This is a genomic window from Bradyrhizobium sp. AZCC 2289, from assembly GCF_036924615.1.
In the GTDB taxonomy this organism is placed as follows: domain Bacteria; phylum Pseudomonadota; class Alphaproteobacteria; order Rhizobiales; family Xanthobacteraceae; genus Bradyrhizobium.
Genome location: NZ_JAZHRY010000001.1, coordinates 1,246,974 through 1,272,058 on the forward strand (window position 1 = coordinate 1,246,974; position 25,085 = coordinate 1,272,058).

Annotated in this window: 21 protein-coding genes and 10 pseudogenes; 14 read left to right on the forward strand and 17 right to left on the reverse strand. The window is 59.3% G+C overall.

Features of this window, described 5'->3' with window-relative positions:
* Window positions 1–19 precede the first annotated feature (19 nt).
* The 3 genes and pseudogenes from V1289_RS06250 to V1289_RS06260 all read left to right on the forward strand — a co-directional run.
* Window positions 20–232: pseudogene (locus tag V1289_RS06250) on the forward strand (IS110 family transposase); the annotation flags it as partial.
* 241 nt (window positions 233–473) lie between these two features.
* Window positions 474–624 (forward strand): annotated as a pseudogene (locus V1289_RS06255) (cold-shock protein); the annotation flags it as partial.
* Window positions 625–1,236: 612 nt separating this feature from the next.
* On the forward strand, window positions 1,237–1,704 hold the full coding sequence (locus V1289_RS06260; protein ID WP_334396123.1) for a sterol desaturase family protein: 468 nt from the start codon (window positions 1,237–1,239) through the stop codon (window positions 1,702–1,704).
* Between the two features lie 701 nt (window positions 1,705–2,405).
* Here the strand turns inward: V1289_RS06260 and V1289_RS06270 are convergent.
* Together V1289_RS06270 and V1289_RS06275 are read right to left on the reverse strand one after the other, a co-directional pair.
* Window positions 2,406–2,639, reverse strand: a complete 234-nt coding sequence (locus V1289_RS06270; RefSeq protein ID WP_334396124.1) for a hypothetical protein — start codon at window positions 2,637–2,639, stop codon at window positions 2,406–2,408.
* A gap of 219 nt (window positions 2,640–2,858) precedes the next feature.
* A complete protein-coding gene (locus V1289_RS06275; RefSeq protein WP_334396125.1) occupies window positions 2,859–3,461 on the reverse strand; it encodes a MarR family winged helix-turn-helix transcriptional regulator in 603 nt (200 codons plus the stop codon).
* A gap of 98 nt (window positions 3,462–3,559) precedes the next feature.
* On the opposite strand from V1289_RS06275, the gene rpoH reads away from it, so the two are divergent.
* From rpoH to V1289_RS06290, 3 genes are all read left to right on the forward strand, one after another.
* Window positions 3,560–4,459, forward strand: coding sequence for an RNA polymerase sigma factor RpoH (gene rpoH / locus V1289_RS06280; protein ID WP_334396126.1), 900 nt, complete (start codon window positions 3,560–3,562; stop codon window positions 4,457–4,459).
* Window positions 4,460–4,635: 176 nt separating this feature from the next.
* Window positions 4,636–4,872, forward strand: coding sequence for a zinc-finger domain-containing protein (locus V1289_RS06285; protein ID WP_334407299.1), 237 nt, complete (start codon window positions 4,636–4,638; stop codon window positions 4,870–4,872).
* Between the two features lie 407 nt (window positions 4,873–5,279).
* Window positions 5,280–6,689, forward strand: a complete 1,410-nt coding sequence (locus tag V1289_RS06290; RefSeq protein WP_334396127.1) for an ATP-dependent nuclease — start codon at window positions 5,280–5,282, stop codon at window positions 6,687–6,689.
* A 201-nt stretch (window positions 6,690–6,890) separates the two neighbouring features.
* Here V1289_RS06290 and V1289_RS06295 read toward each other — a convergent pair whose 3' ends face one another.
* The 5 genes and pseudogenes from V1289_RS06295 to V1289_RS06310 all read right to left on the reverse strand — a co-directional run.
* Window positions 6,891–7,754, reverse strand: a complete 864-nt coding sequence (locus V1289_RS06295; RefSeq protein ID WP_334396128.1) for a hypothetical protein — start codon at window positions 7,752–7,754, stop codon at window positions 6,891–6,893.
* Between the two features lie 154 nt (window positions 7,755–7,908).
* Window positions 7,909–10,236, reverse strand: coding sequence for a cation:proton antiporter domain-containing protein (locus V1289_RS06300; protein ID WP_334396129.1), 2,328 nt, complete (start codon window positions 10,234–10,236; stop codon window positions 7,909–7,911).
* A 3-nt stretch (window positions 10,237–10,239) separates the two neighbouring features.
* Window positions 10,240–10,395 carry a cyclic nucleotide-binding domain-containing protein gene (locus tag V1289_RS49530; protein WP_442895960.1) on the reverse strand — a complete coding sequence of 52 codons (156 nt, stop codon included), beginning with the start codon at window positions 10,393–10,395 and terminating at the stop codon, window positions 10,240–10,242.
* A 74-nt stretch (window positions 10,396–10,469) separates the two neighbouring features.
* A pseudogene (locus tag V1289_RS06305) lies at window positions 10,470–10,733 on the reverse strand (IS110 family transposase); the annotation flags it as partial.
* 618 nt (window positions 10,734–11,351) lie between these two features.
* A pseudogene (locus V1289_RS06310) lies at window positions 11,352–11,877 on the reverse strand (LysR family transcriptional regulator); the annotation flags it as partial.
* Window positions 11,878–11,957: 80 nt separating this feature from the next.
* Between V1289_RS06310 and V1289_RS06315 the strand changes: the two are divergent.
* Both V1289_RS06315 and V1289_RS06320 read left to right on the forward strand, forming a co-directional pair.
* Window positions 11,958–12,152, forward strand: a complete 195-nt coding sequence (locus V1289_RS06315) for a hypothetical protein (protein WP_334396130.1) — start codon at window positions 11,958–11,960, stop codon at window positions 12,150–12,152.
* Window positions 12,153–12,225: 73 nt separating this feature from the next.
* Window positions 12,226–13,008 carry a Crp/Fnr family transcriptional regulator gene (locus tag V1289_RS06320; protein WP_442895961.1) on the forward strand — a complete coding sequence of 261 codons (783 nt, stop codon included), beginning with the start codon at window positions 12,226–12,228 and terminating at the stop codon, window positions 13,006–13,008.
* Window positions 13,009–13,180: 172 nt separating this feature from the next.
* Here V1289_RS06320 and V1289_RS06325 read toward each other — a convergent pair.
* Window positions 13,181–13,370, reverse strand: a pseudogene (locus tag V1289_RS06325) (PRC-barrel domain containing protein).
* 689 nt (window positions 13,371–14,059) lie between these two features.
* On the opposite strand from V1289_RS06325, the pseudogene V1289_RS06330 reads away from it, so the two are divergent.
* A pseudogene (locus V1289_RS06330) lies at window positions 14,060–14,381 on the forward strand (transposase); the annotation flags it as partial.
* 7 nt (window positions 14,382–14,388) lie between these two features.
* Here the strand turns inward: V1289_RS06330 and istB are convergent.
* The 6 genes and pseudogenes from istB to V1289_RS06360 all read right to left on the reverse strand — a co-directional run bounded on the left by istB (window position 14,389) and on the right by V1289_RS06360 (window position 18,130).
* Window positions 14,389–15,252 (reverse strand): IS21-like element helper ATPase IstB, encoded by an 864-nt coding sequence (istB, locus tag V1289_RS06335; protein ID WP_334396131.1) that lies wholly within the window; start codon window positions 15,250–15,252, stop codon window positions 14,389–14,391.
* A gap of 8 nt (window positions 15,253–15,260) precedes the next feature.
* Window positions 15,261–16,585: pseudogene (istA, locus tag V1289_RS06340) on the reverse strand (IS21 family transposase); the annotation flags it as partial.
* Between the two features lie 91 nt (window positions 16,586–16,676).
* Window positions 16,677–16,853, reverse strand: a complete 177-nt coding sequence (locus V1289_RS06345) for an ATP dependent DNA ligase (RefSeq protein ID WP_334396132.1) — start codon at window positions 16,851–16,853, stop codon at window positions 16,677–16,679.
* An 88-nt stretch (window positions 16,854–16,941) separates the two neighbouring features.
* Entirely contained in the window at window positions 16,942–17,178 is a 237-nt protein-coding gene (locus V1289_RS06350) for a hypothetical protein (RefSeq protein WP_334396133.1), read from the reverse strand.
* Window positions 17,175–17,408: a hypothetical protein gene (locus V1289_RS06355; RefSeq protein ID WP_334396134.1), complete on the reverse strand. Its 234-nt coding sequence runs from the start codon at window positions 17,406–17,408 to the stop codon at window positions 17,175–17,177. Before V1289_RS06355 ends, V1289_RS06350 begins: the two co-directional genes overlap by 4 nt.
* A gap of 416 nt (window positions 17,409–17,824) precedes the next feature.
* On the reverse strand, window positions 17,825–18,130 hold the full coding sequence (locus tag V1289_RS06360; RefSeq protein WP_334396135.1) for a hypothetical protein: 306 nt from the start codon (window positions 18,128–18,130) through the stop codon (window positions 17,825–17,827).
* A 190-nt stretch (window positions 18,131–18,320) separates the two neighbouring features.
* Between V1289_RS06360 and V1289_RS06365 the strand changes: the two genes are divergently transcribed.
* The 4 genes and pseudogenes from V1289_RS06365 (at window position 18,321) to V1289_RS06380 (ending at window position 21,253) form a co-directional block, all read left to right on the forward strand.
* Window positions 18,321–18,677, forward strand: coding sequence for a hypothetical protein (locus tag V1289_RS06365; RefSeq protein WP_334396136.1), 357 nt, complete (start codon window positions 18,321–18,323; stop codon window positions 18,675–18,677).
* A 549-nt stretch (window positions 18,678–19,226) separates the two neighbouring features.
* Window positions 19,227–19,397, forward strand: a complete 171-nt coding sequence (locus V1289_RS06370) for a hypothetical protein (protein ID WP_334396137.1) — start codon at window positions 19,227–19,229, stop codon at window positions 19,395–19,397.
* Window positions 19,398–19,833: 436 nt separating this feature from the next.
* Window positions 19,834–20,175 carry a hypothetical protein gene (locus tag V1289_RS06375; protein ID WP_334396138.1) on the forward strand — a complete coding sequence of 114 codons (342 nt, stop codon included), beginning with the start codon at window positions 19,834–19,836 and terminating at the stop codon, window positions 20,173–20,175.
* A gap of 419 nt (window positions 20,176–20,594) precedes the next feature.
* Window positions 20,595–21,253, forward strand: a pseudogene (locus tag V1289_RS06380) (SOS response-associated peptidase).
* 112 nt (window positions 21,254–21,365) lie between these two features.
* Here V1289_RS06380 and V1289_RS06385 read toward each other — a convergent pair.
* Both V1289_RS06385 and V1289_RS06390 read right to left on the reverse strand, forming a co-directional pair.
* Window positions 21,366–21,605, reverse strand: coding sequence for a hypothetical protein (locus V1289_RS06385; RefSeq protein ID WP_334396140.1), 240 nt, complete (start codon window positions 21,603–21,605; stop codon window positions 21,366–21,368).
* A 609-nt stretch (window positions 21,606–22,214) separates the two neighbouring features.
* Window positions 22,215–23,412: pseudogene (locus V1289_RS06390) on the reverse strand (IS256 family transposase).
* Between the two features lie 218 nt (window positions 23,413–23,630).
* Here V1289_RS06390 and V1289_RS06400 point away from each other — a divergent pair.
* Window positions 23,631–24,147, forward strand: a pseudogene (locus V1289_RS06400) (thermonuclease family protein).
* A 267-nt stretch (window positions 24,148–24,414) separates the two neighbouring features.
* On the opposite strand, the gene V1289_RS06405 reads toward V1289_RS06400, so the two are convergent.
* Complete coding sequence (locus tag V1289_RS06405) at window positions 24,415–24,654, reverse strand: hypothetical protein (RefSeq protein ID WP_334396142.1); 240 nt, start codon at window positions 24,652–24,654, stop codon at window positions 24,415–24,417.
* Window positions 24,655–25,085 lie beyond the last annotated feature (431 nt).

Consider the following 25,085-nt stretch of genomic DNA (forward strand, 5'->3'; position numbering starts at 1 on the left):
CAAAGACAAGGAGCACGCCATGTCTCAGACACCCAATACCGCGATCGCCGTGATCGGCATCGATATCGGCAAGAACTCGTTCCACGTCGTGGGCCACGATGCGCGCGGCACCATCGTGCTGCGGCAAAAGTGGTCGCGTGGCCAAGTGGAAGCGCGGCTTGCCAATATACCACCTTGCCTGATTGGCATGGAAGCCTGCGTCGGCGCACATCACCTGAGCCGCAAACTCGCACCCAATCCTTGCGCTTAACCTGAGCCGGCAACCCCGCGCCCGGCATCGTCGCCAGGCGCAACGTCCGGTCGGTCGTTCCCCGATACACGTCATAAGCGATCTTGCTACTCATTGAATGACGATAGCAATGCAGCGGGTGGCCGCAATCGTAAGCGGTTTAACCTTACCCCTTAAGGGTTGCGCTACGAGCAGTTACCGAATTAACGTTTTCGGTCATCACCTCGCGTGGGAAGCGATCAGGATGTCCAGCGGGGCTGTGAAGTGGTTTAACGAGACTAAGGGCTATGGTTTCATTCAGCCCGACGACGGCGGCGGCAAGGCTGTGTGTGCATATCAAGGCCGTTCAGAAGGCGGGCTTTAATGGCCTTGTCGAAGGTGGCAAGATAGCCTTTCGACGTCGCGCTCGATCGGAAGATTGGAAACATTTGCCGGAGGTGCTAGGTGACGGCAAGATGCGCGGCGCGCTGAGTTCAGCCGGACGACGCGATGCGGTGCAGTCAACCCGTCATCAGATTATAATCGCGGCGCAAAACGCTTTGGACGTGGAGTGCGGCGCGAGCCGCGGTGTTGGCATCCGCAGCGCCCGCGGACAACACACATAGGGACCAATTGTGTTCAGCCCGATCATCAGTCACGCGATTGATGGCGATGTCCTGGACGTTATGACAACCGGGCTGCTGTCGGATTTCTGCCAACGCCCGTCGCCGCAAATCGTGCATCGAAAGTAGGGTTTTTGCCATTCAGGTTGCCATGCAAGGAAGGAGGGCCACGCCGATTTGTCGGATAGGCCGGCTGACTACGGAACGGGCCCGGCGCAAGGCCATTACAATATAATGGGAAGGCGACCTTCTATGGAGGGTTGGAATGCGAAAACTGCTGCTGACGTGCGCAATTGTCTTGGTCGGCCTCTCTGCCGGTTACGCGCGCGGCATGCATTGCATCATGGCTGCTAATCATACCCTCGGGAAGCCGCGCTGCTGACAGTACAGCATTTAGGATGGCCCATGACCGCCATCATCTATTTCGGCGAAATGCTGGTGGCGTCTCTTCTCGCAATCGCCCTGCTCGCAATTTCGCGACTGCCAATGAGTTCTGACGCTGTGCTTTTCGCCGGTGGTGTCATTGCGTGGACCCTTGCCGAATATATCGCGCATCGTTTCGTGCTGCATGGTTTCGCACCAACCGAACATCGGCTGCATCACGCCAATCCCGACGAAGCGGTCATCACAATTTTTTGGCAGATATGGATTTGTTTCGCGCTGGTCCATTTGATCGCGGGAGGTGCTTTCGTTGCGGGCGCGCTAGTTGCCTATACCTGGTATCTGTTCGTGCATCACTGCGCGCATCACGGTCCCGATAAATTGCCGTTACCACTGCTCAAGCACCACCGAAGCCATCATAGATTTGCAACTCGAAATTACGGCGTCAGCACAACGCTGTGGGATCACGTTTTCGGGACGATGTTGCGCTGAGGCATCCTGATTGGGTTCACGCCCGGAGACTTCATGACGGTAGACATGAGCCCAAGGCGGGCGGAGCGATCTAAACGCGTTCCACTACGATTGGCTTCTCAGGCGCTGTAAGCGGACTTTCAGCCCATTTCACCGCGGGGTCGTCACAACTATGCATTGGAGGTCGGTGCGGCCGGAGATGGTGACTACCGGTACCATTCGTTTTCCGCATTTCGGGCAGCGCGTTGTTCGATCCATGAAATCCTCCCGGGTTTTCCACCCCTAACCCGTGACTGGAACATTTGTTCCATCCGAGCCTTACGGCCGAACAGGGGATACCATGGAGGCTGCTGCCGATCGCGTCGTGGTCGTGTAGCGAACATCAACCTGGGGTTCTCGCACTCCCGTCACTTGCGGCGTATGTGTCATGCCACGGTCTTGTCGCGCCGTACCGTCTGGCGCACCTCGAACTTCTCGAACAGCGGGTGATCCAGCTACCGCGGCTTGCTGTCCCCTGCTCGATTATGCGCTGCCCGGAACGTCTCAAAGGTGGCACGGTTTTTCCAGACGGTGTGAGAAGCATAGTGCGCAATATCTCGCGCATGATGACCAGACCGGTGCACGCGGCGACAACCGTCTTCCATCGTGTCTCATCGAACTTCGAGATTGTTCGATTTCGTTAGGTCACTTGAGCTGGGCTGTTACTCATCCTTCAGAGGGTATTAGCCCTGTTGTTTGAAGCGGGTATCGCCCTTGATAGTGTTTGGCCCCATCGCCATCGGGCCTGCATGCATTTGCTGGTTATTTCTCTGTTGAAATCGCCAGGCAATCTGATTGCGTCCAAGCTCGTGCCACCTCTCCGCCTGTCCAAGCCACTTCCAGCTATTTTCGGGGTCTGCTTTCGCACGCTGCCGGCACAACAACTCCATAGCGCGGCAATCAGCGATATCGCTCATGGGGTCTCCTCCCTGGACTTGGATTATCCACATCCTAAGTCCGACTTCACAGCAGACTCAAGATGTTCCCGCTTGTGCAAAATGCGGATAACTTTATTGCGTGTTTTTCTGTAGCGGTGGAATGAGTTGGTACAAGCTTATGTAAAAAATATGGAAAAGAAAATTGCGGGCTCATGCGAGTGCGAGAGAACTGGTTTTATTCAGTAGTAGTAACGTTGGTCAAGGTGTCCGTCCGTCCTCGCGGTGCTGGTTCATTGGTTGAAAATGGACGCACAGAAGACCTACGTCCTCTGGCTGAATCGGAACACCGAGGAGCAGGCATTCAGCGGCCGGGGGACCCGTGCTCGGCAGGTTGCCGCACATCTCTCTGCCGAAGTGCATGCAGTCCGGGCAAACACCGAAGCGCCGATGCTCCCCGCTCGTAGCTAGAGTGGACAACACTTGGTGCAGGGCGCGATGCATCGCAGTTCGCTCTGTCGCGTCGAGCGAATCCACGGCGCGCACCAGAACCTCGAACGGATCGCGTGCAAGCGCTTTTTTGCCCTTGCTCGTCAGTCGCAGGCTTACGCTTCGCCGGTCCGTCTTGAATGGCTGTCGGACCAAGTACCCACCCGCTTCAAGCGCCTTAATGGCTTGTGTTGCGGTGCCGCGGGTTGTCGCTTGAAATTCCGCGAAGGCCGACGGGGTCCGCGAGAACGGGTTGGCACGCGCGAAGAAGCGGAGCGCCATCCATTGGGCCGGGCTGAGTTCGCCGTCATAGCCCTCAGCTTGTACGAGCCGTCCCACCTGCAGCAGGAGCTCTGCCGTTTCGCGCGCTGACATATTTCACCTCTTCGAAAATATAATAGCGTTTCGAAATTAACTTGACAACCGATCGGATGCAGATAATTTTGTTTCGAAACTAAATTGAGGGCTTGATCATGGCCCGCAACGCGGCCCCGCCGATCCTTACGGCCGAACCCGGCCTCACCCGTTATCTTGAGGAAATCCGGCGGTTCCCGATGTTGGAGCGCCAGGAAGAATACCTGCTAGCCAAGCGCTGGCGCGAGCACGGCGATCGCGACGCGGCGCACAAGCTGGTCACCAGCCATCTGCGGCTCGTGACCAAGATCGCCAGGGACTATCGCGGCTACGGCCTGCCGATCTCCGAGGCGATCTCCGAGGGCAATGTCGGCCTGATGCAGGCGGTCGAGCGCTTCGAGCCGGAGAAGGGCTTCCGGTTCGCCACCTACGCCGTGTGGTGGATCAAGGCGGCGATCCAGCAATATATCCTGCGCTCGTGGTCGCTGGTGAAGATGGGTACCTCGGCCAACCAGAAGAAGGTGTTCTTCAACCTGCGCAAGGCCCAGAGCAAAATCTCCGTAGTCAACGATGGCGATATGCGGCTGGACCAGGTGAAGATCATCGCCCGGCGGATCGGCGTCACCGAATCGGACGTGATTTACATGAACCGGCGGCTCGGCGGCGACGCCTCGCTCAACGCCGCGATCCGCGAGGACGGCGATTCCGGCGAGTGGCAAGACCGGCTGGTGGACGAATCCCCGGACCAGGAGACGACGCTCGCCGCGAGCGAGGAGTTCGATAACCGCCGCAAGACGCTGTCCGATGCGCTCGCCGTGCTCAACAAGCGCGAGCGGCGCATCTTCGAGACCCGCCGGCTCGCCGAGGAACAGATCACGCTCGTGGAGCTGGCCGAGGAATTCGGCGTCTCGCGCGAGCGCGTGCGCCAGATCGAGGTGAGCGCCTTCGCGAAGGTGCAGAACGCAGTGAAGCACCGCGTCGCGGCGGTGGCGACCCCGGCGCCTCTGCAAATGCGTTAGCTTCCAACCCTCTCCCGTGCGAGAAACTGACGATGGACGCGTCGCTATGGATGCGTTTTACGGCAACCGAACGACGCGAGAGGGGCGCCGCTCACCGGGTGCTGATCGAGCCCTCGCTCGACGATCCATGCACGGCACTTTGCGTCATCGATCGGGGCCTAGGCCGCGCGCTGCAGATGGAAAGTTATCCGACGTTTCATAATGAAGCCGGGGTGCCGATCGTGCGCATTGGCTGCCGCGAGTTCAAGTGTATTGGGGATAAACCGCCGCAAGATCACCCACACATCTACCTCAAGATGGTCGATGCCAGTGAGATCGTCTGCCCCTATTGCTCTACACTGTTCCGCTTCGATCTGAGCTTGGGCGCATACGAAGCTGATCCGGCAGATTGTGCTTACGGTAATAGGGACTGAGTTGAAAAGCAGCAACGCTGCTTCCTTCGTCATGCCGGCCGCAATTGCGCCGACAGATTGCAGAGCCTGAGTCGCGGCAGACCGGTGGCCGTCGCTGCCATCGCCATTCTATAGTTGAAGCGGACTGACTTGAGTCGAGCCTCTCCCCGCTAGTCACCGGGTTGGGTGCGGTGCAGCGGACCGATTTTTAAAGGGCAATCGCGGCCACCCTCTGGGGAAAGCTTGGTCTTTCGCTATCGCTGATTGCGGAATCATCGCTAATCTCCCATCTAACCCGGCGGCGGGACGTCCCGCCGCCGGGTCCTGGGGGCGCAATGGGACCATATCAATCAGAAATTCGGGACAGCCAGATTCGCGACCTCGTCCAAAAGGTGAAATCGAATAATTACGGGTCGTACCTCCGGCGCATGAAGCTCATCAAGGCGCGAGCGTTCGAAAACGAGACGGTCGGCTTCGACTTTCCTGTGACTGCATTGATCGGCACAAACGGCGGCGGCAAATCAACGATCTTGGGTGCTGCAGCAATAGCTCATAAAGCGATCCGCCCCGCGATCTTCTTTCCAAAAAGCTTTATCGGCGACGAAACGATGTCCGATTGGGGCATCAGCTACGAAATCGTGCAGAAAACTAAAAACCCGACGCAGCTCGTTCAGCGCAGTGCAAAATTTAAGCGCTCCAAATGGGTTCGAGACGATCTAATCGAAAGGCCCGTGCTCTATTTCGGAATACAACGGACCGTGCCGGCCGGAGAACGCCGCGAATTCAAGAAGCTGGCGACTGTGAACTACAAGTTTTCAGGCAAGCGAAGCGAGCTGACGGCTGAGGTCCAGTCACAGGTTGCTAAGGTGCTTGGCAAGGACGTTTCCAACTTCGAGCATGCTGCAATTTCGAATTCACAAAGCTTCTACGTCGGAGGTGACGGTAAAATCACATACTCAGAGTTTCACTTTGGGGCGGGCGAATCTTCGATCATTCGGATGGTGAGTGAAATCGAATCCGCGCCGGACAATGCGTTAATTCTAATCGAAGAGATTGAAAACGGTCTTCATCCCGTCGCGGTCCGGCGGATGGTTGAGTACTTAATTGATGTTGCTGAACGCAAATCAATACAATCGATGTTTACAACACACTCCGAAGATGCGCTGTTGCCTCTCCCAACGGAAGCGATCTGGTCGTCAATCGACGGCAAGGTCAGACAAGGAAAAATCTCTATCGAGGCGCTCCGTGCGATCACCGGCCGCATCGACGAGTCTCTCGCAATTTTTGTCGAAGATACCTTTGCTAAAGAATGGATAGAAAGCATCATAAGAAATTCTGTTGCTGAGCACATCGACGAGATCGGCGTGTATGCAGTCAGTGGCGATGGGCAGGCGTATAGCATCCATTCTGCGCACCAGAAGAATCCGGCAGTTTCGAAAAGGCTGAAATCGATTTGCATTCTGGATGGCGATAGTCCGAAGTCGCCCGATGAAACGGCAGGCATTATCAAGCTGCCAGGCCAGGCACCGGAGTCAGAGGTGTTCAACTATGTTGCCGCCAACATCGATGACCTTTCGATGAAGCTAGCCGTGGCACTCCATCTGCAGCCGGACCAAGAAAATCGAGTTAAGCGCGTTGTGAAGGAGGTAAATCAGAGTAATCGCGATCCTCATCTGCTTTTTAGCCAAGTCGGGCAGAAGGCCGGCCTCATTCCAACTGCTATCGTCTCGTCCGCGTTCATCGGGCTTTGGATGGCCGGCAATTCCTCGGAATCGAAACGCATCGCTGAGTTTATCGCGGGCAAAGCTGAGGAGGAAACTGGTCCGGATTTAAGCTAGGAAGCTGGGTGAATTTGAGATCACGCCCTCAGCGGCACCTGTGCCTGTCGGAAATCAAATCCGGACATATTCGTGATGCAATCCGCCGTTGATCGGATCGATCCGACGTGAGTGTTTGGATCACATCATTGTCTTTGGCGAGGCACATCTGCGCCGGATTCTGAAATCCTACGCTCGCTACTATAAATCCTACGCTCGCTACTATAATGAGACGCGCACGCACTTGGCCTTGGAGAAGGATGCGCCCCTATCGCGCACCGTAAAGAGGGCAGGGCGTATTCTTTGCCGCCCAGTCATCGTGAGGCCGGTGCAATAGGCTTGTCCCGAATGCCCATGGCACGCAATCGGCGTGTGACGACGGTGCCGTAGATCCGATCGCGGTCTCGGATCATGTAACCCGTCCCCGTCCCAAGGAAAGGCCTCGGTCAACTGACGTGCAACCCACTCCGCCGTCGGGTTCATTGTGACGTTGATCCACGCGAGGTCCCTACGATCGAGCCGCACGATGATGAAGGCATAGAGCAAGTCGAAGCCAATGGTCGGGACAACAAACAAGTCCATGGCGGCAATGTCCGGCGCGTGGTTATGCAAAAAGGTTCGCCATCCCTGGCACGGCGGCCCCCGTCGTTTGACCATGTACTTGGCGACGCTCGACTGCGCGACCTCAAATCCGAGCTTGAGCAGTTCGCCGTGGATACGTGGCGCACCCCAAAGCGGATTCTCCATGCTCATCCGCTGGATCAATACGCGCAGCTCCGTGTCGATCTGCGGTCGCCCTCCGTGAGGGCGCGACTTCCAACGCCAGTAGCAGCGAAAGCCGGCCCTGTGCCAACGCACGAGCGTCTCGGGCCGGATGATTGTGAGAACTTTCAGGATTGATGGAAACCAGCGATACAGCTGGATAAAGAACCAGCGATCATGGTTCGTGAGCCGGACGCGACCATGCAGCCTGCGCCTCAAGACATGCAACTGATGTCGAAGCACCGCGTTCTCAGCTTCAAGCCGTACCTTCGACTTGAATGGCGAGGCCAGGACGGCCAGAGCGAAACAGAGCAGCCCGATCATTCCGCCAGCTTAGGCGATTCCAACGCGGCATCACACTCGGATGAGGTTTTCGGTACACCCAGGCCTTGCGGTTGGCCGGTCACCTCCTCTATCGTCGCATCAGATCTGAGTTCTCCTTGTCCGCACGCGGCTCCGTCAGGTTAACTCGCGTTTCTCAGGTAATCACCAGTATAATCGAGCCCGGCGCCTGCTCGAATACGGATGCCGCAGTATCGCCGAAGAACAGCTTGTCGCCAGGTCTGCGGTTTGCCCCGATCACGATCAGATCATGCCGACCCTTCTTTGCTTCGGCCAGAATGGCCTCGTTTGGAGCCGGAGCGGCGCGTACTGCCGTCTTCACCGCGGTACCGTAGCCCTCGGCGATCTCGACGATGTCCCTCAGAATCGCCTGCTCATGCTGGCGAGCGCGGGCTGGTTTTGAGCCATGCGATGTTCTTCCAGACACATAGAGGACCGTCACCAACGCGCTGCACGCGCGTCCGAGCGCGATGGCGACTTCGGCCGCGCGCCGTGAAACGTCGGTGCCGGCGACCGGGACGAGAATTCTTGCGGGGGGAACGTCCAGTTGCTGGAAATGCCGGTCGCGACCTGCCACCAGGATCAACGGGCCGTCGAAGGCCGCGACGATCGGCGTGAGAGCCGGGTTGAAATCACCGGATTTCGTTCTGGTCTGCTCGACTCCGACCACCAGGAGATCATAGCCCTTCTTGGCTTCACTTGCCACCGCATCTTCCGCCGAGCCGATGGGCACGCGCACCGTAACCTCGATCCGGGACCGCGCGCCGTCATCCGGGCTCCCTCCGCTCTCTGCTGCAGCGGCCTTCAGCACGTCTGCGCTGGTCACCTCCGGCGAGCCGGAGTCTGTGTCCGTGTACCTCGGATCGCTACCGTTCGACTTCTTGTCGGCTTGCAGGGAGAGTAGCGTGGTCGGCATGCCCCGCTGGCCGGCGATTAAGCCAGTAAGCCGCGCCGCGAACTTGCCGTTCGGGCTGTCATCGACCGCGAGCAAGAGCCGTTCCAGGTTCGACACGAACCCTTTGGCCTCTTGTTGCTCGCGCTCCAACCGCTCCTTCTCCGATTTTCTTATCGGCACCCGCCGCAAGGTCCAGCGCAGCATCGGCGGCATTGCCATCGTCGTGACCACGGCCATAGCGACGATCATCGTGAACAGATCTTGGCTGAGTGCGCCCATCGATAGGCCAATGGTGGCGACGATGATCTCAGTCGATCCGCGCGCATTCATAGCACAGCCAAGTGCAAGGGATTCGCGCCGCGTGAGGCCCCCGATCGTGCCACCAAGGAACGCACCGGCGAATTTCCCTAGGCTCGCAACCGAGATCAGACCAAGCGCCACTATCGCGAGTTCAGGATTCCTTAAGATCGCGAGGTCGGCGGAAAGACCAGCGATGCCGAAAAATACTGGCATGAAGAATGCTAGAATGAGGCCGCGAAGCTGCTCGTCGATGTGCTTGCTCATGATCGGCGATTCGCCGATCAAAATACCCGCGACGAAGGCGCCCAGCACTGTGTGCACACCAATGAAGTGCGTCGTCAGAGCCATCAGACCCATGATCACGAGGATGGTCGTAACCACGGGAAAGTCACTCTCGAAACTATCATTCGCCCAACGGATCGCGAAGAACACCAGCCGACGACCAACCGTAAAGCTCGCGGCCAAGAAGATAGCAGTGCCCAATACGCTCTTGGCGACACTGGCGACGTCGATCGTTCCCGCCTCTGCCAAGCTCAGCGTGATCGCAATGATGACCCAACCAACGGAGTCCTCGCAGATCGCCGATGCGACGATGATCTGACCAAGGTTGCGGCGGGTGAAGCCCATTTCGCGCACGACCGCTGCTACGATCTTGATTGAGGAAATCGAAAGGGCGGTGCCGAGAAACAGCGAGGTGAGAAGGCGCTGGTCGGGATGCGGCAGCAGGGATTCCGGCAGAAGCTGCCCGAGCGCGAAGCCGCAAAGAAAGGGTACCGCGACGCCGCTGAGCGAGATGCTCAACGCGGCCTGGCCGACTCGCCTTACGAGCTTGAGGTCGGTCTCCATCCCGGTCAGCAGCAGCAGAAGCAATATGCCGAACTGGGAGATGCCATCCATCATGGCCTTCTGTTCGGGGTTCTTTGGAAAGATCGCGATCTGCATCTCGGGCGAGAGCGTGCCCAGCACCGACGGTCCGAGCAGAACGCCGGCAAGCAACATGCCCATGACTGACGGCTGACCAATGCGATTCATGGCTTCGCCGAGCAGCCGGCCGATCACCATCAGCGCGATCAACTGAGCCAGAAAGACGACTTCCGAAGGTCCCTTTGCGACCTCCGCGGCGAAGGCATCTGTGACATCGGCAACGCTGAACAAGATCAGCGCACAGAGCCGCGGCGCCGCGATCAGAAGTCGTGGGCGTTCAAGTGTGACTGTTGCTTGGGCCAACCCCTCTGCAAACGACGGCTGGCCGTGGAGTGCTTTGACCATGGTTCACTTTTTTATGCGCGTGGGCGAACAGTCCGTGATCGCGGTGGCCGTAGCCAGGTGCACCGGCTGCCCGATGAAGCATCCTTCGCCGAAAAAGTCGCCGTCACCCAGGATGGCGATGACAGCGTTTTCTCCCTGGCCGGCCGGTACAGCAGACAACCTGGGCTGCTGGCGGTTTGATGGACACCTCCTTAAGCTAATCCCACCTTGCGTTCGAACTCAACTGGGCTGACGTAGGGGCGCACGTATTTCGCCGGCATCAGGCGGGCGTCGTGGCCAAGCATTTGGAGCCTGCGACTGAGATGATGCGCGCCGACGCAGGCCTCCATTCCGATCAAGCACGGCGGCGGGTTGGCGAGCCGAGTTTCCACCTGGCCGCGTGACCACTTCTGCCGCAGCACGATGGCACCGTGGTGATCATGACCCACGATGTGGAACGAGTTCTTGCCGATATCGATGCCGATCACGGCGATCGCGGCGTTGAGTTTCTGAGACATGGCCTTGTCTTGAGCGCCCCCTTGCCAGCTTCTCGTGCTGGCAGGGCCGGAGCACGGCCGGACCATCCCATTAGCGGATGTTGATTTGTTGGATTTGACGGGGGACAGAGCGTTTAATTCGGTGTCACGGAGGGCCTCGCCTTCCGGATCACGCCTTAATCAGGCAAACTGAGCAGATGCGCGCCTTCCACGAGTTTGTTTGCAATTGCTGGGACCATTCCGATACCCAAGAAAAAGCGATTCCTGAACCCCGGTTCGAGTTCGAGCGCGCGCCGAACAATCGGACCAGCTTCTTCTAAGCGTCCGGCGAGCGCCAGCGCGACGGCTTGCAGGAAATAGAGGGTGCTGAACGGGTATTTGCTTGTACTGCATTGGCAAAGTGCAATGCCGCCTTATCATAGCGTGCCTCCTGGACGGCCCCCAATCCCAGCGCGTTATGGGCGTCGAACGACAACGTATCGAATGGGCTCAGGCGTAGCGCGCGCTTAGCGTAGTATGATACAGCGGCGGAGTTGCCATTAAAGGCGTGGATGTGGGCACCAAAATAAAGGGCTACCGCGCAAGACGAATTGAGCGACAAGGCACGTTGGTGCTCGACGCAACTTCTCGCTCTCTTCATGCGAGCGGATGATGATCAGAGACCGCGACGACGGCGGTCTCGTGAAAGAGAAACATGAATTCCAGCCGCTTGTCCGGACTTTCCGGGGGGCGGACAAAAGCAAGATCGAGTCGGCCGGATAGTAGTCGAGGCAGCAGAGTTACCGTCTTACCCTCCACCAATCGAACAGTGACGTCCGGCCGTTGCTCTCGGAAATCGTGAAGCAGCATCGGCAGTAATCCAGCCGCAGCACTATCGATCGCGCCTACACGGACAGTTGCAGCCTGCTTTCGGCCGCGCGTTCGGAATTTGGCGGCAAGAGCGTCGGCCTGCTCCAGCAAAGCGCGGGCTTCCTTGACGAGAACGGCCCCGTCGTCGGTCAGCGTGACGCTGCGAGTGGTGCGCGTCATCAGCCGGGTACCGAGGTCCTCTTCGAGAAGCCGGATAAAGCGTCCGAGTGCCGAGGGCAGCATTTCAAGCCGCTGCCCTGCCGAAATGCAGTTCTTCGGCCGCCGCCACGAAGCATCGCAATTGATGAAGATCCATCGGCTCTCTCCCGGATCTCGATTATATCATTTTTTTGTATAAACCAGAGCCAATTGTGTCCCGGCGGTCGAGGTCGCAGGGTGGTCTTCAACGTGCCAATGGCCCGGAAATCAAAAGCAATTCAAGTCAGGCGAGGAGCCCATTCGGAGCTGGAAAAGCGCGTACTGCGCAAGGTCACATTGCGCATCGTTCCTTTCGTGATGCTGCTTTATTTCATTGCGTTCATCGACCGCGTGAACATCGGCTTCGCCGCATTGACGATGAACAAGCGCTGATGTCAGGCGGCGGTTCTTCGCTGATGGTCCTGCCCGCGGGCGCCATCAAAGTCACTGAGGGAAAAACTCTGCCATGATGAAGGGCCATACCAGCGTTGATAATCAACTGTTAGCTGCGCTGCCGCCAGCGGACCTTGGTTTGCTCGCCCCTCATCTCCAGCAAATATCGCTCAAACAAGACGCGGTGCTGGTGCGATTGGGAGATCGGAATGAACAGGTCTATTTTCCCCACAGCGGGACGATCTCGTTCATGCTCGACATGCCGAACGGACAAACAGTAGCAACCTCGGTCATCGGGCATGAGGGAGCGGTGGGTATGCTATCAGTGCTGGGGCCCTCCCGTTCTCCTACCACGGCGGTCGTGCGCGTGGCCGGGATCGCGTCGCAGATCTCCGCGTCACGATTTCATGCAGCCTTCGGTCAGAGTAGCGCCATCAAGCATGCGGTCCAGACCCACACGAGGGCAGTGCTGATGCAGCTTCAACATGTGGCCGCCTGCAACGCGCTACACCCCGTCGAGTCCCGCATGGCCCGGTGGTCGCTCCACATCCACGATCGAATTGAGGGCAACTTCATACCGCTGACGCAGGAGGCGCTTTCGGAGTTGCTTGGAGTACGACGAACGACAGTGACGCTGGCTGTGCGCAAACTGCGGGCGTCGGGTGCTTTCCGATCCGCCCGGCGGGGCTTGGTCGAGATTGACAGACCGCGGCTCGAAGAATCGGCATGCGAGTGCTACAAGGTTATGCGCTGCCAATATCACCAGATTTTTCCACTGGATACGACAAAGCCTCACATTAGGGCCGCGCCGGCAGGCAAAACTCCGGGCGATCGAGATTCCCATTTGGCCGAATAGGATCCCAAATCACTCTTCGTAAAGCGATGCATAGCCTGCCGAGTAGGCCCCAGATGCCGAATCCCCCGGAAGAAATAGCACCGCCCTGCCCCTCCTGGCTTCATTCAACCGGAAGCCGGAAGACCGCGCAAGCTGGCGAGGGGTCCGATATACGTATCGTCGGGAAAACGGTCTAGCTCTGTGCAAATTTGATGGTCGCGACGGGCCACTTACCATCGTGGCGCTTATCGAAATCCGCAGACCGTGAAGCTCGTCAAGCCAAACTTGCCCCACCGTCCCGGCCTTTCCGTCAGTGAGGCGGCCTTGCCGAGAAGTTCGGTCTGAGCTTGCTCGAACTCGTCTAGGATCGGGGACGGCTTCAGTGGGCTTGTCGTGGCAATTCCAAGTGCCTGTGGCTCGTCGTCGGTAAACGTTTCTGATCGGCCACAGTCCGGGCATCTAAACCTGGAGAGATCGGGTTTCCCAAGCTCGCCTTGAAACCCAACCAGCACGAGCGGCGATGAAGGATGGTCCTCGGCACTTGATAAGGAAGAAGATCCTCGGCCGTCTTCTTAGCCGCTCCTTCCGGGAACGGCGCAAGGCTGTGGCATTCCTCCTCGTTGTCGAGCCCCCAATGATTTAGCCTTGAGATCAATCATCTTGGCGTCTCTAAGAGAACGACGGAAACGCATCGATTGTTCGACGTCCGTGTTCTGCCTTATGCCGAATTTGCCGGTCCGACTTCGCGCGATCACCGAGTCCAGCGCGTAGACAAGAGGAGAAATAGCGCCCGGTTCCCCCTGTACTTGGCCGCTGGTTGAGTGCTTTCAAACCCGCCCATAATCGTGGCCCCGTAGCGGTCACAGACCCGCCATTCCCACTTGGTCGGGCTTGGTAATCAACACTTCCAACACGGCCCGGTCCCCGCATCCCCAGTTGCGTACCATCAAGATACGTACGGGCCTTAGGGCGTCTGTTCGCTTTCAGACTCTCAGTGTCTGTCCGAAAACATGTTGAATCATCGGAATCATTTGTGATTCAAGGGAGGCGGTCCGAATCTGAAGGAGCGCCGATGTGGACGAAAGAGAACCGCGGTCGTTACGACCGCAGCCGGCTACGCTATCCCAGCGATTTGACCGATGAGGAATGGGCGTTGGTGAAGCCGCTGATTGCGTCAGCCAAGCGAGGCGGAAACAAGCGCACGGTGGATGTGCGTGAGGTGGTCAATGGTCTGATGTATGTGCTGAGCAGCGGTTGCCAATGGCGAGCGATCCCGAAGGATCTGCCGCCGCGCAGCACGGTGCACGGTTATTTTGACTTGTGGACTTGGGACGGCACGCTCGATCGCATCCATCACGCGCTCTATGTACAATGTCGGGAGTTGGCCAACCGAGAACCCTGTCAATCGGCGTTGAAGTTTGACCCCGTATCGGCGTCCAATTTTGACCCCTTTGAGCGGCGGGTTTTGACGGTAGCGCTCGCCTCGTCGGAGCTGGCCGGGGTTGCGGAGACGTGGCGAGCGCGGGCTGTGTGATCGTCGTCGCGGCTTTTGAAGCGCCAACTGTCGTTGCCAGTCTCGACGATGTCGCAGTGGTGGGTCAGCCGATCGAGCAGCGCGGTGGTCATCTTGGCGTCGCCGAACACGCTGGGCCATTCGCCGAAGGCGAGATTGGTTGTGACGACGATGGATGTGCGCTCATAGAGCCGGCTGACGAGGTGGAACAGCAACTGGCCGCCGGATTGAGCGAACGGCAGGTAGCCGAGTTCGTCGAGGACGATGAAGTCCATCCGGGTCAGATGCTCGGCGATACGACCCTGCCGTCCGTTACGGGTCTCGATCTCCAGGCGGTTGACGAGGTCGACCACATTGTAGAAGCGGCCGCGGGCACCGGATCGGATGCAGCTTCTGGCGATTGCGATGGCCATATGTGTTTTGCCGGTGCCGGTACCGCCGACCAGGACGGCGTTACGTTGCTGGGCGAGGAAGCCGCCGCCGGCGAGATCATTGACCAGCGTCTGGTTGATGGGTGTGCCTTCGAACTGGAAGTCCTCAAGATCCTTGGCAAGCGGCAGTTTGGCGATGGTGAGCTGGTACTTGATCGAGCGGGCCTGCTTCTCGTTGATCTCGGCGTTGAGCAGATCGCCAACAATGCGTTGAGGTTCGTGCTGGCGTTTGACAGCGGTCGCCATGATCTCGTCGAAGGCGGCCTTCATGCCGTAGAGCTTGAGCTCGCCCATGAGGTCGAACAGTTGAGTACGTTCCATCAGATGGTTCTCCTGAGGTTGTCGTAACGGGCACAGTCGGCGATCGGGACATGGCGCAAAGTCAGTGCAGCCGGGGTGAGGATGTTGGCTGGCGGCGCAGGATCACGCTGGCGGGCCAGGATGTTGAGCACGACATCGGCGGAATGAACGCCGTGAGCGATCGCCTCGGTGCAGGCTGCTTCGACGGCCGGCAAGCCGTCGGTTAGAACCGCGTTGAGGATGTCGACCATCTGCCGATTGCCATCGTCGGCACTGGCGAGCTTGCGCCGTACACGTTCGATCGCAGCCGGAAGTACCCAGTCCTTGAAGGGAGCGCCGTTGCGCAAGGCGCCGGGTTTGCGAGCCAGCACCGGCACGTAATGCCAGGGATCGTAGACGGTATCGCCGCGGCCGAATGAGCGAGCATGCTCGGCAACGATGCGTCCGTCCTGGCGGATCACAATGCGGTCGGCGTAGGCGTGAACCTCGACCGGCCGCCCGACAGCGCTGGCCGTGACCGAGTATTTGTTGTTGTCGAAGCGCACCAGACAGGTCTTCGAGACCGATGCCGGCACCGCGTGGAATCCGTCGAACCGGCCGGCATAGGGTACGAGCTTCGGTCGCTCGGCTTCGAACACCTCCCAGACCGTCTGTTCGGCCAGTTCTGGATGCCGGTGCGCCTTGGCGTAGGCGATGCACTTGTCCAACAGCCACGCGTTCAACTCGTCGAGGGTTTTGAACCGCAGCCGCGGCGTGAAGAAGCGTTCACGGACAAGTCCGACCTGGTTCTCGACCTGGCCCTTCTCCCAGCCCGAGGCCGGCGTACAAGCCACCGGGTCGACCAGGTAGTGGCTGCACATCTGCATGAAGCGGCGGTTGTAGAGACGACCCTTGCCAACGAATATCGTCTCCACTGCGGTCTTCATGTTGTCGTAGATGCCGCGCACGCAGGTGCCCTTGAACAGAGCGAACGCCCGGTCGTGGGCGTCAAACACCATCTCCTGTGTCTCGCGCGGGTAGCACCGCACGAACAGCATCCGGCTGTGGCAGAGCCGGACATGGGCGGCCTTCACGATCACCGTCACGCCATTGAGCAGGACGACCTCATGGCTCCAGTCGAACTGATAGGCTTCTCCCGGCGCAAAGCTCAGCGGGACGTAGGCCGCAGCCGTGGATTCCCCGCGCTCGGCCGCGGTTGGACAACACGCTCGTACTCGAATGAGGTCTCTCCCGACCTCAACACCTTCCGAACCGTGTTCCGCGATACCTTCAGGTCGCGGGCGATCTCCCTGATGGTCTTGCCCTTGATGAAGTGCTCGCGCCGTATCCGGGCAATTGTCTCCACGATCAGCATCCCCGACCACCTGCTTCGTTACAAAGCAGGCAGCGCAACAGACCAACCTGTAGGGGGTCAATTTTGGACGCCGATCCCCCGGCTTAGGGGGTCAATATTGCAGGCCGAATGACACCGTGATGTCGCGGTACTCGATTTCGGCGACGAACGCCGGTTCGACCCAGGTGGCCTTGGGCGCCCTGATCGGCTTCGTCAGCTTCGATTTGGGACTGACGACGGTGTCGAGTTGCTTCCGGATCCGGCTCGAGCAGTTAAGGACGCGCCGCACCCGCGCGGACGAACCGCCCGAACCGCACGGATGCGACGCCGACCCGTTGCTCGCGTTGTCGACCCGCGCGCAACGGTGTTCGGTTGGTCTAATCGCCGCTGTTATCGGGCGTGACGGCGGACAGCCCTTCGGCCGCAAGCTGCTTTTGCACTTCGGCAGGCAAGCCCGTGGCGAGCCGCTTACTGGCTTCATTCTGCCACGTGACCCGCGCCGCTGCTCCGTCCTGCCCCATCGCCGTTGATGGTGACTCGGCGTAAATGCCTTTGATCGGTAGCCGCTCGCTGCCGCGCCTGAACGCGACGAACCGGCCGCCATTGGCGTTCACGATGAACGCCTTGCCGAGTTGAGGCTTGCAGAGCCGCCGCCCGTGAGACGATGCGTTGAGGCGCTCAGTCCGCCAAGTCGCGATACGGCCGCGCCCTGCACGTTCAGAATGCCAATTCGGAGCTTGCTGATTGTCCATCGTGCAGCAAGGTCGCCCGCCTTCGTGGCGACGACCTTGGGCGTGGCAGGTTTGATCTTCGAGGCTGACACGCCGATGTCGGCGGCAATCACAGCGATAGCGACCTTCCGCGCAGCGCGTGCCGATTGGTCTATGGCTCGGCGAGCGGCGTTCCGTATGCCTCTAATTGACAGCTCTTCGGCCCAGGTCGCCAGCTTCGTGGTATCAAGCTTGACGTTGACTAATCCCATGTCGCCGTCCGATCTGCCCGTACGAGCGCGAGAGCTTCGCTCAAGACACCCGTCGCAAAATCGACGACATGGGCGGGGTATTCGTGCTGCGAATGTAGAATGAGGCTCGCGAACTCGTGCGCCGACGCTATGAACGACAAAACGTCGTGATGCTTGTTCGGCATGTAGGGCGTTAACGCGGCCGTCAGCTCTTCATAAACGCGGCCTTCCGACGCCTAATGCTCGCACGCTTGGCGCAGCAAGGTTGTCGCCAGGTCGGAACGGCCAGTGCGTTGTGTTCACTCGTCATCGGCTGACTCTTGGCTATCCGCGTCGCAAGTGAACTTGCGTAGTCCCTCGCCTGACCGGATAAAGTTGACGGCTTCTGTCTTTATGTCGCCCGTGCTTTCGGGTGGGTAACAGGTCGCCCGGCCAACTCCGATGACCGACGCGAACAGCGCGTTGAAGGTTTCCAGTGCATCGGCGATGCGCCCCAAGGGGTTCAACGCGTCTTCGGCAGCGTCGGCAATACGGCCAGGTCGATGCTCGGCACTCAGAAGCAACAGGTCGGACAGAGGCATAGTCGGCAAGTCGGATTCGCTCATTGTGGGTGTTCCGTCCGGTGAGAGATTAAGCGTGAGAGCGCCGCGCGGCTGACCCGAGGCCAACCGGCCAACCGCGCGGGCGTACACCGATGGCCGCACGCCTTGGGCCGGGGCAGACCTTCAGGCCGCATGGCGTAAACGGGACGGAGAAATCCGAGCCCCTACCTATTGCAGCGACTTGATTGCAAAAATGCGATTCGTTGCGCCGATGCTGACGGGCTTCGATGTCCGCTATGCCGGGGCGTGCGTGAGCAACGTCACAGAAAGAGCCTCTGAAATGCTGGATCCTGCAATTGTCGATAATGACATCAATCAGCTATGGAGAACGAAGATGAGTAGTGATCGCGCACTGTCTCTTGAAATGATGGAACAGGTCAGCGGCGGCTTCACCGGCATTGCAACGGTGGGTGCAAAGCTGACGCCATCCGGCGGGTCACGTGTTCGACAGCCAATCGATCCCCCGCCTTCCCTAGGGGGTGACTACAGTGGCGACAGTGCTGGCGGCGGCGGTTCAGGCGGGTATATGGGCGACGGGAATTATCTTTAGCCCGTTCTGACGAGCAAACGGTAAAGCCCGGAGGACTAGACTCCGGGCTGTCCCTACGCATGGTGGTGCCGTGCAAAGTCGGATGCAAAGTCGATTTGGCCGAACGCCCTCAGTCTGAGAGCCTGTATTCCGTCCGCCTGCCAGCTCCCGCCCTGACGACCTTCCCAGCCTGTTCCAGCTTCGCGAGGAGCCGCGTCGCAATCCTCCGGTCTTTCGGTTCGGGCAGCCCGGCCGCCTTCCGATCCTTATTGTGCTGCACGTACACGTCACCGGCAGACACACCGATCTCACTAGGATCGTCGCCCGTGGCGTCGGCAGTTCTCCCGGCGCAAGTCTGCAAGGCTCTCAGTGCCCCGGCGATCTTGTCGGCAGGCGTATCGGTCGGTGTCAAAGTCGCGTCGTCGGTGTCGTCGGCGGCGGCGACCGCGCCTAGAACGCGTTTTCTGAGGGCTTTATCGGCCTCTTCGGCGAGCCACGCGTTCCCCTTGTCGGTGTCGAGCGAGAGCAGATGATTCCAGTCGTCGCGGCAAGTTGGCGCAACTCGTGTGCATGCCGCTTCGCCTCGTCGGCGCGTTCATACTCGCCGATGGCCTCGAACGCCGCCGCGCGCTCTTCGTCGCGCAGCGCCGCTTGTCTGATGTCGTCGAGTTCGGCAGCGTTCTGCCTGAAGGTCGTGGCGCGACTTCGTCTTCGTCGAGGGAGTTGCGTCGCCCGAAATAGTCGCGGAAGCGCGTCGCTTCGCCTTCGAATTTGTCGTCCGGTGTTTCGGTAAGACTGCGCCCGTGCTCGTCGAAACCGGCCTCTTCGAGAATCTTTGTAGCGTCGTTTAGGCGCGCGAAGTCCGCACGCGCATCGTTGGATGACATGGTGTATTGCCCCGTAAATGGTAGTGGCGCATACGTCCGGCCTCGCGAAAACGCTAACGCGGGGGAGGCCGCGTTTAGCGAGCGTTTGCCGTGCGGGTGTTGTCGGCGTCGTACTTGTCGAGGTCGGCCTTTAACCAACGAATCTTCCCGTTGGCTTTGGTCGGCGTCGGAAAACGGCCATCATTGACAGCGCGGATACACGATTGTTTTGAGCAGAGTTCACCGAGCGGCCGAAACCACGTGATATTATTGCGTAGCTTCGATACCCTAATCAAACGAGACGCGAGCGTATGTTGAAGGACGATCCAGCATCACGCAATTTGTACTCAACGCTTGAAGAAGTCGTCCAAGGAAAACGCGGCAAGATGCTGCGCCGCGTTTTGCTAAATTGGCATTTTCCATTCGCTCCGAAGGATTTCAAGCATGGAAGAATGCAATACCATGGCTTTAGCATGATCAATCCGGTGCTTGTCCGCCGTTTGCTTGATCCGCTTGATGCCGGAACGCCCGCTGGCGACAAGCTCGCCGATCATGTTTGGTTGTGGGCCAAAGAAAACGTCCATATGCCACGAGCTTTTATTGAAGCGTATGGACAAGAGCGCATCAGGCGCAAAAACAACGCGAAACAGTAAAAGCAGCTATCCCTACAAGCGCAGCCATCTGGTGGCGTTGCGGCCAACCAGAATTTCAGCCGACAATCCACGCTCAGCATGGTGGCCGGGTGAACGGTGAAGATCACCAAAATACCGCTCGGGCTGTTGCATTCACGCAACCTTCTTTCTGCTCCGGAACGATAGTGTTTTGGGTTCAGATCGGAGGTGGCACATGTTCGACGTGTACCTAAACCATAAACGTGATCTGCTGGTGGTGAGGCAGGGATCGTCGATACCTCTCGGTGGCACGTCGGGGAGATGGCAAAAGAGAAAGAGGAGGGTCGCCAGCGTCAGCGACGAGATTAAGTCTACCGTTCAGAGGCAGGGCTATTACATGCGGAAGCGGAGTGAGTTGAAGACAAACTAGGATCAAGTCCGGGTTTTGAAGCGCGGCTCGCGTGTGCAATCTCTATTCGATCACCACGAACCAAGAAGCGATCCGGGCACTCTTCCGCGTGGTCAACCGATACGTCGGCAACCTGCCGCCGATGCCCGGTGTCTTCCCGGACTATCCGGCCCCGGTAGTGCGCAACGCGGGAGATGAGCGCGAGCTGATCACGATGCGCTGGGGCATGCCGCCGCCACTGCGCACGGGCCCGCCGGTCACCAACATCCGCAACACGTCGTCGCCACACTGGCGGGGTGGCTCAAGCCGGAGAACCGGTGTTTGGTCCCCGCTAACAGCTTCGCTGAATACGCGCCGGAGCCGAACCCTGAGACCAAGAAGAAGGACGTGGTCTGGTTCGCGCTGTCGGAAGACCGGCCATTATTCGCCTTCGCGGGCATCTGGACGACCTTCAACGGAGATCGCGGCACCAAGTCCAAGCCGATCCCAGGACCGCATCAAGTCTATGGCTTCCTCACCACCTCGCCGAATGTGGTCGTCGAGTCGATCCATCCGAAGGCAATGCCGGTGATCCTGACCACTGATGAGGAGCGCGATGTCTGGATGCGCGCGCCATGGGATGAGGCGAAGGCGCTGCAAAGGCCGTTGCGGGACGACACGCTCAAGATTGTCGCGCGCGGGGGCGAGAAGGAAGATCGGGTGGCAGCATAATGAAGCGGTGTCATTGGTGCCCAAAGCTGATGCTTATCCACCGCTCCAAAAATAGTGTTTTCGGCGCGCCTGGCACGGCACAAGACTGGGTATAATTAAGTACCCGCTAGGATCAGCCCGCCAGCACTGAATGGCTTAAGGCGGCCTCAGTGCTGTTTGTTGAAGATATATAGCCCCTGTGCAAGCAGGTCGGTCTTCTGTCGCCATCGAACAGCACGGTGATACCGGAGTTGTGACGGCTCAAGCCGACAACGATGCCAAACTTGTCAGCCAGACTTGGGCAACGAACCGCTCCAAGTTTGCTGATTTTAAAGCGGGTGCCAACGGCAATTTTATCTGTTTCCCGGTTCATGGTTTAGCTCCGCAATAAGCCTTTATCGAAAACTGGGATTGTTAACGGCCTGTGTTTCAGGATCATTTCGTGGCCAACAGAAATTGGTTTCGCGGCAGCTACCGCGATGTTCGTCCCAGATCGCGGAAAACGTGTCGAACGTTCTGGCCGATGGCTCTCCTAAAAAGGCGGGTGTCCGCCCATCAAGGCGCGCCTAGCCCAGCCGGTCAGCGCCGGAGATGGAACCGTTCGTCCCCGCTCGCGCGTCCGGAAGGTGGATGGAACTTAAGGGGTGCTCCTTTTTAGTAGTCATTCCATCAGGTTCCCTCGGATAAAGTGTCTCGGCCTACCGGGCTCACGCCCCCCAGCCCCGGACCCGGAGAGCAGGCGACCCTGCCAAGCACCCCGCGAAGCGGGGTCGCTTTGCGTGGGACTTGCTGGAGCCAAAGGTGATGCGTCGCTCCCCCTCCATCGTGCCGCATGGCGCCGACTGCGACACCTATGTGGTGCTAAACGATTTTGGCAGGCTCGGGCGCGCTTGGTGCGAAGCAGATGAGCAAGGCACTGACCGAAAGACGCTGATCCGCCGTCTCATGAGCTATCGCTAAATTTTGGTGACGGCCTGGCCGGTCAGGCGGCGGCGGTTATGGGCTGACGGTCAGTCGGTTTGGCGATGACCTCGATCCCATCGTTGAATGTCACACCGAGAACGAGTTTTGGCAACTGGTTGTGGCCATCGAGACGACGCCAGCTTTTCTGCGCGGCCTCAAGCAGTTTGAAGACCATCGCGAGCGCCGTCCTGTTGGACAGGCAACCCTTCGATCGGATCGTGCGGTGGCGCACGGTAGCGAAGGTGCTTTCAATGGGATTGGTCGTCCGCAGGTGTTTCCAGTGTTCGGCCGGGAAGTCGTAGAACGCCAGTAGCGTGTCCCGATCCTTGCTCAGGCAGTCGGCCGCCTTCTCGTATTTGGGCGTGTAGCTCTCGATGAAGGCGTCGAACGCCAGCTCGGCGGCGGCCTTGGTTTCGGCCAGACCTCACCGGCGGCCTTCCAGAACCCGAGCGCGCCATCGGCGATGGCGAGCCGCGGCGGCACGTCGAGGCCGCGCCGCTTCAGGTCGAGCAGCAGATCGCGCCAGTCCTGCGCGCTCTCGCGGGCGCCATCGGTGAAGCCGACCAGTTCCTTGCGGCCTTCCGGCGTCGCGCCGATCAGCACCAGGATGCACTGCTTTTCGTCTTCGAGGCGCGCCTGAAGTTTTCGTCTTCGAGGCGCGCCTGAAGATGGATGCCGTCGGCCCAGATGTAGACGTAGCGCTTTGCCGACAGATCGCGCTTCTGCCAGGCGGCGTGCTCGTCGAGCCAACCGTCCTTCAGGCGGCCGATTGCGGATGCCGACAACCCGGCAGCATCCTTGCCGAGCAGCGCCGTCAGAGCCTCGGAGAAGTCGCCGGTGGAGATACCCTTCAGGTAAAGGATCGGCAGCAGCGTCTCGATCGATTTCGAGCGGCGCATGTAGGGCGGCAGGATCGACGGAGAGAACCGGATGCGGTCGGGGTCGGTAGCGTCCGCCTCGCGATCGCGCACACGCGGCTGGCGGACGGAGACCGGACCGATACCGGTCATCACCTCGCGTTCCGGCAGGTGACCGTGGCGCACGACGCGCCGGTGGCCGTCCGCAGTCTTCAAATCGGCATGCTTGCCGAGAAAGTCCGCGACCTCGGCCTCGACCGCCTGGGCCAACAGAGCACGCGCCCCATTGCGCAAGATTTCGGTGAGTTGATCGTCGACGTTTCCTGGCTGAATCAGCTTGATGATGTTATCTTTGGACACGGCATATCGCTCCTTCGGTGGAGAAGTGGAGGCGTCAAGCACCCCCACGATATGCCGCCTTCCCGATTCCCGCCGTCACCAACTTTCAGCGATAGCTCCCGTCTCATGGAAGACAAGTATAGTCACCCCGTCCGCATTGTCGCCTTCAACACCGCCGAGGGCTGGTCGCGCGACGTCACGGTCGATATTGCCGACGAGCTGCGCCGACGCTTTGCTGAATACGACGAGGTGCCGCGTTCTGTGCAGGAGTTCTTGGATATCGCTGTCCGGCGCCGAGCTGTCCTCGCCCCGGCAGAGCCGACGGCGACACGCTCGAAATTCACGGCGAGCGCATTCGCCTCTGGGGCATAGACGCGCCGGAGAGTAGTCAGCTCTGCCGGGGCAAGGACAGCCTACAATATCGCTGCGGTGCCAAGGCCGCCAACGATCTCGACGCCTTCATCGCGCGGCGGCCGGTGAGCTGCGTCCCGATCACCCTGGATCAATATGGGGCGAACTGTGGCGACGTGTTCGGTTGGCGGAGCAGACCTCGGCGAATGGCTTGCCCGCAGCGGCCTCGCGCTCGACTGGCCGCAGTATTCAAAGCGCAAGTACGACGCGGCCCAGCGCGATGCCGAGCACGTAGGGCGCGGGATATGGGCGGGCAGCTATGTTGAGCCGTGGCTGTATCGGGCCTGCATTAGGGCAAACGGACGACCGGCGGGTTGCTCGGATGATGCGAACGCACATCCGTGAGGAATGTAAAGACAGGCGAGCGCCCAAACGCCTCTTTCGTCCCTCAGTGGGGCACCTGTCAGGCTACGTTCCGAAGGAGGCGCGCCGTCCATCTCACGAGAAGCCCTGGGGGCAGCTAATAGCATGCTGCTGGACGAAATTCCACCTGCGCCAGCTCCCATGCTAGAGCAGGACAGCGATTGAAGCCTTTCCATTAGGACTCTTGCATAGTGGGCGGATAGGAACGCCGCATCTGCTACGGAAGCCAGCCGTTCGCATGAGAGTTACTCAGGCAAAGGCAACCGGCAATCGTCTTTCATCGCGTGTTATCGCGTTTGCAGTTGGTTGTGGTTGCGTCTGGTCACTCAAGCCGGCGGTGCAATCTTCGAAGTGCTCAAGGAGCGCGGCATTGGCCAGGTGCTCCCAATACTCTGCCTCGGCGAGCAGCTTCCAGCTTCTGTCAGGATGGTATGCGGCGCTCTGCCGACACAATGACGCCATCGCGCGCAAGCGGCGTACAGTTTCCATTCCATCCTCCCCGTCGTTTTCCCCACCCTATTTTTTATTTTTGCGTCGGAGTCATTATGATTATGACTCAGAACTAAATTTTGCGTTCTCTGCAGCAGCGGAGGCGCGGTTGATTGCGAATACTTTCGGGTTCGGGTTCACATAGGTCTTGATGTGAGCGCTGATCGCTCCCAGAGCAGTGTGGCAGAGACCGAAGGCGCGAACGCGAATAGTCAGGAGAACCCAACGGTTCGGCAGCAGGACCCGTCTAAGGTTCAAGGCTTGCCAGGAAACAAGAGCGGACCGCCTGCCAAGTAGCCGTCGCGCCAGTGATTGGGAATGGCCAAAGCCGAAAAGACGGGCATGCGGCCCGTCCCGGTCTCGGTGCGTGGCGATCTAAAGTTGGCGCGGGCTTGAATTCGGCGGCGGTGGCAACAACGCGCTGCCACCAC